General features: G+C 39.2%; 1 pseudogene. It reads left to right on the top strand.

What is annotated here, in order from left to right:
* Window positions 1-406: 406 nt before the first annotated feature.
* A pseudogene (locus D8863_RS10420) lies at window positions 407-927 on the top strand (transposase family protein); the annotation flags it as partial.

Below are 927 nucleotides of genomic sequence, written 5' to 3'. Positions count from 1 at the left end.
ATATATTCCCTAGAAAGTATGCTCTATCCCTTGTACCAACTGTAGTCCCCATTAATCGGTGTGTAGCTGTCATAGTCTTTCATCTGAATGGAAGTTCTATCTGCACTATCAAAAATCGTTCTTTCTGTTCTTTTGATTCCCTCTGAGTTTGGGACTGATCCAGCCTAGCATAGCAATAATACTTTATTTCCTTTCAGGATAAATAACTTAATCATTAATACAGCGGCTCCTTACTCAAGGATACCAAGAGAAAGCCAAAAAGCCTAGACTGACTAGACTTTTTGGATCTATAATATTTGTAGTGGGTAAATTCCCTATGGATATTATAGAGCCTCTTTTGTTGTAGAAAAAAGGTCCCATATAATCTATAATGAAAAGCGACCAAACCATCATTAGAAAGAGTTATATGGAACAACTAAATCTTATCACAAACTTACTCAGAATGAAAGACCAAAATATCGTTATCACTGATGAATATGGCCTAGGAACTCACTTAGAACTCCATGGCTACTTGGATTACATACCTCCTAAATGTCCTTCCTGCAAGGGAGAAATGGCTAAATACGACTTCCAGAAAACCTCTAAGATTCCCTACGTAGAAACAGCTGGTTTCCTACTGCTTATCCGTCTTCGAAAACGCTGGTTCAAGTGTAAAGAATGCGAGAAAATGGCTGTCGCCGAAACTCCTCTTGTCAAGAAGAACCACCAAATCTCTGTCGCAGTTAACCAGAAAATTGCCCAATTACTTATCGAGAACCAAGCAATGACACATATTGCTCCCAGATGTCATGTCCTGGGATGAGTATGCTTTTAAGAATAGGAAAATGAGCTTTATAGCTCAAGATTCCAATTCCCTAAATGTCATCGCCATCCTTGACGGAAGGACACAAGCAACCATCCGAAATCACTTCCTACGCTATCCTAGAC

Source organism: Streptococcus oralis, from assembly GCF_003943825.1.
In the GTDB taxonomy this organism is placed as follows: domain Bacteria; phylum Bacillota; class Bacilli; order Lactobacillales; family Streptococcaceae; genus Streptococcus; species Streptococcus oralis_CD.
Note: the sequence above shows the minus strand (reverse complement) of the source record. Positions and strands in the feature narration are given on the sequence as shown.